At 47.7% G+C, this 7,334-nt stretch carries 6 protein-coding genes; 5 read left to right on the forward strand and 1 reads right to left on the reverse strand.

Going from position 1 to position 7,334, the window contains the following annotated elements:
• Window positions 1-466 precede the first annotated feature (466 nt).
• The gene (locus RMO79_RS23250; RefSeq protein ID WP_310485642.1) at window positions 467-1,783 is read right to left on the reverse strand and encodes a cytochrome P450; all 1,317 of its coding nucleotides are present in this window, start codon (window positions 1,781-1,783) and stop codon (window positions 467-469) included.
• A gap of 96 nt (window positions 1,784-1,879) precedes the next feature.
• Between RMO79_RS23250 and RMO79_RS23255 the strand changes: the two genes are divergently transcribed.
• The 5 genes from RMO79_RS23255 to RMO79_RS23275 all read left to right on the forward strand — a co-directional run bounded on the left by RMO79_RS23255 (window position 1,880) and on the right by RMO79_RS23275 (window position 7,331).
• Window positions 1,880-2,677 carry an MBL fold metallo-hydrolase gene (locus RMO79_RS23255; protein WP_310485643.1) on the forward strand — a complete coding sequence of 266 codons (798 nt, stop codon included), beginning with the start codon at window positions 1,880-1,882 and terminating at the stop codon, window positions 2,675-2,677.
• A 153-nt stretch (window positions 2,678-2,830) separates the two neighbouring features.
• Entirely contained in the window at window positions 2,831-3,217 is a 387-nt protein-coding gene (gcvH, locus tag RMO79_RS23260) for a glycine cleavage system protein GcvH (protein WP_310485644.1), read from the forward strand.
• Between the two features lie 115 nt (window positions 3,218-3,332).
• Window positions 3,333-3,695, forward strand: a complete 363-nt coding sequence (locus tag RMO79_RS23265) for a VOC family protein (RefSeq protein ID WP_310485645.1) — start codon at window positions 3,333-3,335, stop codon at window positions 3,693-3,695.
• Window positions 3,696-3,901: 206 nt separating this feature from the next.
• Window positions 3,902-6,823: an aminomethyl-transferring glycine dehydrogenase gene (gcvP, locus tag RMO79_RS23270; protein WP_310485646.1), complete on the forward strand. Its 2,922-nt coding sequence runs from the start codon at window positions 3,902-3,904 to the stop codon at window positions 6,821-6,823.
• 184 nt (window positions 6,824-7,007) lie between these two features.
• Window positions 7,008-7,331: a DUF433 domain-containing protein gene (locus RMO79_RS23275; RefSeq protein ID WP_310485647.1), complete on the forward strand. Its 324-nt coding sequence runs from the start codon at window positions 7,008-7,010 to the stop codon at window positions 7,329-7,331.
• Window positions 7,332-7,334 lie beyond the last annotated feature (3 nt).

Raw genomic sequence — 7,334 nt, forward strand, 5'->3', positions numbered from 1 at the left:
TTCACCTTCAAGAATGGTAAGTTATCATCTACTGAGAATTAAAGTGCGAACTCTACCCTTGTGGGTTACTCAGTAAATGTCGGTAATCCCCCTATTACTAGGTTTCAACCGAACGAATCGCACGGAAGCTTCCCCCACAAAGCTCGCGCCCCAAGAACGCACTTTTCGCTGTCTTGTCGGTTTTTTACGTCACGGGGTTCCCCCGTGACGAAAAACCGCCGCTAAATCCCCCTTGGAAAGGGGGATTTTGAAAGCCCCCTTTCCAAGGGGGTTGGGGGATTTAGATCTAAAAACGAAGTCCAGCCGACTTGTGTATACACCGTAGCTCCTCAACGGGGGGGGGCTGGGGGTCGGTCTCCCCCAGATCCGGGTTCTGCCCCCACTAAGAAAATAAGAAAATCGCAACTCACTAATATCTATAGTTTGCCGCTTGAGCTTATTACGACAACTTAAATCCGGGAAAAAATCACAACTTTTGAAACTTGACCTTTAAACCATCGCGGGGATGAAGAGTGGGAATCGGATCGAGAGTGAGATTTTGATTCGGTAATAACTCCCAACTATTACGACGTAACAACATTGCCGCAATAATTTTAAGTTCCATCTGTGCGAACGCCATTCCAATGCAAATCCGCGAACCCCCACCATAAGTAACAAAATTATAATCCGAACCCTTATCGATCGGTCGATCGGGATCGAACGACTCCGGTTGGGGATAAACAGCCGCATCGAAATGCGCTTCAGGAATCCGATACAGAACTTGCCAACCCTTCGGAACGCGATAACCGTTAAATTCAAACTCTTCAACCACACCCCGAAAACCACCACCAATGGGCGGATACATGCGCTCCACTTCTCGCAAAACTCGATCGAGATAAGTCATTTGCTTGAGACTATCGATCGTAATTGGCCGATCTACCCCGATTTGTACCTGCTCCGCTCTGGCTTGAGCCAACACCTCTGGATGTTGTGCCAGTGCCAAACACAGCGAAGCCACCAAAGATGTCGTCGTCTCATGTCCGGCAAATAATAGCAACAAAGCTTGCACTTTAAGTTCGGCGATACTCAGCTGATTTCCCGCCTCATCCTGACTCTGCACTAGCAATCCTAATGCATCCTGAGTGGGGGTTTGCTGCCGCTCTAGCACCACTCGATCGATATGGTTGAGGATTTTATCGCGGGCGACTAAAGCGCGTCCGTAGGTCGTATAGCTCCATTTGACGGGGATGGTAAATAAACCATTCGTCAGCTCAGTAAATAACCGACTTAATTCGGTAGTTTCCGCCCCTGGTTCGCTCCCGATTAATAGAATACTGGCAATTTCAAAGGTCAGATTTTTAAGTTCGGGAAACCAAGTTAAATCGCCGATTTGCTCCCATTTAGTCAGATATAGATCGGTAATTTCGGTCATGGTTTCGACATAATTTACCAATGCTTTGCCATGAAAAGCTGGCATCAACAATCGGCGATTGCGCTGGTGTTCGGCTCCCTCTTGCAAAAATAAAGATGCCCCCAATAATTCCTTAAAATTATCCGGCCAACCATCGCGCCAAGAAAACTTATCGAAATGGGTAGAGAGAATAAACTTATTCGCCGCCGCACCACTCATCACCACCGTCGGACGACCGATAATATGCGTCCGAAAAATCGCTCCATATTTTTGACGGCGTTTGGTGGCAAAATCCGGGTCGGCAATAAAGGAAATAGTTTCGCCAATCCAGGGTAATCCCGATTGTCCGGGTGGTAATGGTAATGATGCGGTACCCGATCGATCTGCTGACATCTTTGGTAAAAATAGAATTGTGTGGGCGATCGCCGCTCGTCCGAACCGAGCGATCGTGTTAAATTATATTAATAATATCGTCATGTCGAAATTTTCATGCAACTTACCTGGCTCGACAGTAATTCTTGGCTCATCGAACTGGGCGGTAAAAATATTTTATTAGACCCTTGGTTGGTCGGCAATCTCAGTTTTGGAAACTTCCCGTGGTTATTTCAAGGTACCAAAACCGTCGATCGACCGATACCTGCTAATATCGACTTGATTTTGCTCTCTCAAGGATTGCCCGATCACGCCCATCCACCGACATTAGAAATATTAGATCGATCGATCCCCGTCGTCGGCTCCCCCAATGCGGCGCAAGTAGTCCAAAAACTTGGCTATCAACAAGTCACAACCTTAGCTCCCGGCGAGAGTTACCGTTTTGGCGAGATCGAAATTAAAGCAGTCCCCGGATCGCCAGTCGGCCCCACCGCGATCGAAAATGGTTATATCTTGCGCGCCGATAATCGCAGCCTGTATTATGAACCCCACGGTTATCATTCACCAGTCATAGCCACAGAAGGCTCGATCGATGTAGTTATTACACCATTAATCGATCTCAAATTACCCTTACTCGGTGCCGTTATTAAAGGCAAAGCCAGCGCATTATCGCTCTGTGAGCTAATTAAACCCCAGTTTATCGTACCAACAGCCGCTGGTGGCGATGTCAAATTCGAGGGCTTATTGATGTCGATTCTGCAAGCCGAAGGCACCGTCGCCGAGTTTCAAGAATTACTCAAAACCAAATCTCTAGCCACCCAAGCCATCGAGCCACAACCCTGGCAAACATTTAGCCCAGCACTCAAAGTGGTTAAAACCACTCCTCATGATGCAAAGTCCGCCTACGCGGACTGAATTTCCTAGTCCGCGTAGGCGGACTTTGCATCATTAGCCGCGACTTCAGTCGCAGGCAATAAGTAAGTAGCTAGTCTAAACCCTCAACAGCAAGCTGTTCGAGTGCGACATAACTCGCTATGCTAGAGCATAAAGTCGATCGGAGTACGCACAATGAGCTTAGAATATCCCGAAAATTTACGCTACACAGATACCCATGAGTATGTAGATCTCAGCGGAGACATCGCCACAATCGGCGTGAGTGCCTTTGCAGTAGATCAACTAGGCGATATTGTATTTGTCGAATTGCCCGAAGTTGGTGACACGATTGTTAAGGGTAGCGCATTTGGATCGATCGAATCTGTCAAAGCCGTCGAAGATCTTAAAGCTCCAATTAGCGGCAAAGTGATTAAGCGTAACGATAAAGCCATCGACGCACCAGAAATCATCAGCACCGATCCTTACACAGATGGCTGGCTGCTCGAAATTGAAGTAGAAGATGCTAACGAAATTGCCGGGATCTATTCCGCTGCTGAATATCGATCGAAAGTCGAGGGTTGACCAATAGTCAGAAATATGCTGGGTTGGGGATGCGATCGTGCCGAACATATATCTCCCAAAGCAACCCAACCCATTCGGATTGTAATTTTAAGATAAAATAGACTGCACTATTCTGATGCTAGACCACATTTCCATTTACATTACCGACCTCGACAGATCGATGGCCTTTTACGACAACGTACTGGGAGCATTAGGCATTCAACGTTCTTTTGCAATTCCGGGGATTGCTGCTTACGGGCAAATGTTTTTTTGGCTGTATGCTGGTAAAGCAGCAGATACGGTAGTTCCCGAACGCCAACATTTAGCTTTTAAAGCGATCGATCGTGCGAGTGTCGATGCTTTTTATCAAGCCGCCTTGTCGCGTGGTGGCAAAGATAATGGTGCGCCAGGAATTCGGAGCAAATATCATCCTAATTATTATGCTGCCTACGTCATCGATCCCGACGGTTATAAGCTAGAAGCAGTTTGCCATCAGTAGACATTTCCCAGACGAGCTATCTACCAAAATTTAGCTGTTTTTTCCCATGAATTCAAAAGAGCCAATCTGGATGAATTGCTGATACCCAAACTCACCTAGATCTATTACAGTTAATAAATCTATAGAATTATTGATAATCTGTAATTGACGCGATCGTCGTGCAGGTGGATCGATACCCTACCGTCTATTCCCAATTCCCAATCGACATGACTCAATCTCCAACTCGATTTACTCAGGCGACAAACGTTCATCCTGCCATCAATGTTAGGAAAGATGCTGAGTTTATTCAGCGGCATATTGGGCCACAGCCAGCAGATATCGATCGGATGTTGGGGATACTCGGTGTATCCAGTTTGGATGAATTGATCGATCGCACAGTTCCCGCCGCCATTAAATTTCAGCAACCATTAGCAATTGAGACAGTTCAGAGCGAATATACTGTCTTAAATAAGCTCAAACAAATTGCTGCTAAAAATCAAATTTTCCGCTCGTATATCGGGATGGGTTATGCCAATTGCATCACCCCGACAGTCATTCAACGCAATATCTTAGAAAACCCCGGTTGGTACACTCAATATACGCCCTACCAGCCAGAAATTTCGCAAGGTAGGCTCGAAGCTTTACTCAATTATCAGACCGTAATTATGGATCTGACGGGGATGGCGATCGCCAATGCCTCCCTCCTCGATGAAGGCACAGCAGCAGCGGAAGCGATGTCGATGAGCTATGGGATTCAGAAGACCAAATTTAATACGTTCTGGGTATCTGAAGCTTGTCACCCCCAAACTATTGACGTAATTAAAACCCGTGCGCTCCCGTTAGGAATTGAAATCGTCGTTGGCGACCACAAAAATATCGATTTTAGTCAAGAAATATTTGGGATGTTATTACAATATCCCGCTACCGATGGGTCGGTCTATGATTATGCAGAAGTAATCAAACAGGCACATAAATCCGGGGCAATTGTCACCGTCGCCGCTGATTTACTCAGCCTCACATTGCTCAAACCACCAGGCGAATTCGGTGCCGATATCGTCGTTGGCAATACGCAACGTTTCGGGATACCATTAGGTTATGGTGGCCCACATGCTGCTTATTTTGCGACCAAAGATGCCTATAAGCGGCAAATTCCCGGTCGATTAGTCGGCGTATCTAAAGATAAACGGGGTAAAGTTGCCCTGCGGTTATCGCTCCAAACTCGCGAACAACATATCCGCCGCGATAAAGCCACCAGTAATATTTGTACCGCTCAAGTGCTGCTGGCAATTATGGCAGGAATGTATGCGGTTTATCATGGTGCAGATGGGTTAAGGACGATCGCCACCCGCATTCACAATCTGACTACTACCCTTGCCACTGGCTTAACAAAACTAGGTTACTCAATTGGCGATGCACCGTATTTCGACACGCTCCAGATCCAAGTAACGGGCAAAGCTACGGAAATTCTAGAACGGGCAAAATCTCAACAAATTAACTTGAGATCGATCGATGCTAATCACGTCGGCATCTCGATCGACGAAACCACCACACCCGCCGATGCGATCGACTTATGGCGAATTTTTGCTGGCGATAAAGCACTCGATTTCACCTACTCCGAAATCGAAACTAGTAGCTCCACTTCCAGCATCCAAACCTCAACATTAGCCCGCACCTCCGAGTACCTCACTCACCCAGTTTTTAAAAATTATCACTCTGAAACCGAGCTACTGCGTTACATCACCCGCCTACAATCCAAGGATCTCTCCCTCACGCATGGAATGATTCCCCTCGGTTCCTGCACCATGAAGCTAAATTCCACCTCCGAGATGGTACCCGTAACCTGGGCAGAATTCGGGCAAATTCACCCCTTCGCACCCATCGAACAAGCGCAAGGGTATCAAGTATTATTCGACGACCTCGAACGCTGGTTGGCTGAAATTACTGGCTTTGACGCGATCTCCCTCCAACCCAACGCCGGATCTCAAGGTGAATATGCCGGATTATTAGTAATTCGCGAATATCACCACCAACGCGGCGATATCGATCGCAACGTCTGCCTGATCCCCCAATCCGCTCACGGCACCAACCCCGCCAGTGCAGTCATGGCCGGAATGCAAGTAGTCCCGATCGCCTGCGATGATGATGGCAACATCGATGTCGAAGATCTCCGCGCTAAAGCCACCAAACATGCGGACAAATTAGCAGCCTTAATGGTGACGTATCCCTCTACCCACGGCGTATTTGAAGAAGCGATCGTCGAAATCTGCTCGATCGTCCACGAGCATGGCGGACAAGTCTACATGGATGGTGCCAACCTTAACGCCCAAGTCGGTTTATGTCGTCCTGGCGACTTCGGCGCAGATGTCTGTCACCTCAACCTTCACAAAACCTTCTGCATCCCTCACGGTGGCGGCGGCCCTGGCATGGGGCCGATCGGTGTCATGGCACATTTAGCCCCCTATCTCCCTACCCACAAAGTCATCCCAATGGGCGGCAAACAAGGCATCGGTGCAGTCTCCGCCGCCCCTTGGAGCAGCGCGAGCATTTTACCAATTTCCTGGGTCTACATCGCCCTCATGGGCGGAGCGGGTCTGAAACTAGCCACCGAAGTTGCCATCCTCAGTGCCAACTACATCGCCAAACGATTAGAAAATCACTACGCCGTCCTCTACAAAGGCAGCAACGGTTTCGTCGCCCACGAGTGCATCCTCGACCTGCGCGAGTTCAAAAAGACCGCCGAAATCGAAGTCGATGACATCGCCAAACGCCTAATCGACTATGGTTTCCATCCCCCAACTGTATCCTGGCCAGTCGCCGGAACGGTAATGGTGGAGCCGACTGAAAGCGAATCACTAGTTGAACTCGACAGGTTCTGCGATGCAATGATCGCCATCCGCGAGGAAATCCGTGAAATCGAAATCGGTAATGTGGATAAGCAAAACAACGCCCTGAAAAATGCCCCACACACGATCGTCGATCTAGTAGATCCTAATTGGGATCGTCCCTACAGTCGTGAGCAAGCGGTGTTCCCTGTGCCTGGGTTGCAGGATTATAAGTTCTGGCCAGCAGTAGGTCGGATCGATCAGGCTTATGGGGACAGGAATTTGGTCTGTTCTTGCCTGCCGATGGATGCCTATAATCAAGAGTAGTATTAGAGTTAAGAGTAAGGGTTATTCATGAAGCGGCGGTTTTATTCGGAGGCTCCCTCCGAATAAAAAAACGACAAGACATTACCCCTACTCTTAACCTTAGTCAAAGACAGATCTAAAGAGCGATCTGACAATTCGATCGAGTATCATAGGATGAAGCGGTAGTGTAAGAAGTAGTGATGGCATGATTACCCAAGAGCTAAAGCAACAAATTTTGTCTTTATCGTCAGACGAACAAGATGAGATCGTCCAGTTGATTCAGGCGAAAACTAACTTATGGGCTGGAATTACTAAAACACCTGGAGTTGTTGGTGGCGATGCTTGTATTAGAAATATGCGGATTCCAGTTTGGAGCCTAGTTGAATATCGCCAAATGGGTGCTAATGATGACAAAATCATTGAAGCCTATCCTCAATTGACGGCAGCAGATTTAGATAATGCCTGGGCTTATGCTGAGGCTTTTTCTACTGAAATTGCCCAAGCAATTGCTGTGAATCAGGAAGCATAGATG

The sequence above is a fragment of the Chamaesiphon sp. VAR_48_metabat_403 genome (genome assembly GCF_031422475.1).
GTDB lineage: Bacteria > Cyanobacteriota > Cyanobacteriia > Cyanobacteriales > Chamaesiphonaceae > Chamaesiphon.

Excerpts from the sequence above, each read along its gene's own strand:
- gcvP (WP_310485646.1), top strand. The coding sequence starts at position 3,902 with ATGACTCAATCTCCAACTCGATTTACTCAGGCGACAAACGTTCATCCT.
- RMO79_RS23275 (WP_310485647.1), top strand. The coding sequence starts at position 7,008 with ATGATTACCCAAGAGCTAAAGCAACAAATTTTGTCTTTATCGTCAGAC.
- RMO79_RS23265 (WP_310485645.1), top strand. The coding sequence starts at position 3,333 with ATGCTAGACCACATTTCCATTTACATTACCGACCTCGACAGATCGATG.
- gcvH (WP_310485644.1), top strand. The coding sequence starts at position 2,831 with ATGAGCTTAGAATATCCCGAAAATTTACGCTACACAGATACCCATGAG.
- RMO79_RS23250 (WP_310485642.1), bottom strand. The coding sequence starts at position 1,783 with ATGTCAGCAGATCGATCGGGTACCGCATCATTACCATTACCACCCGGA.
- RMO79_RS23255 (WP_310485643.1), top strand. The coding sequence starts at position 1,880 with ATGCAACTTACCTGGCTCGACAGTAATTCTTGGCTCATCGAACTGGGC.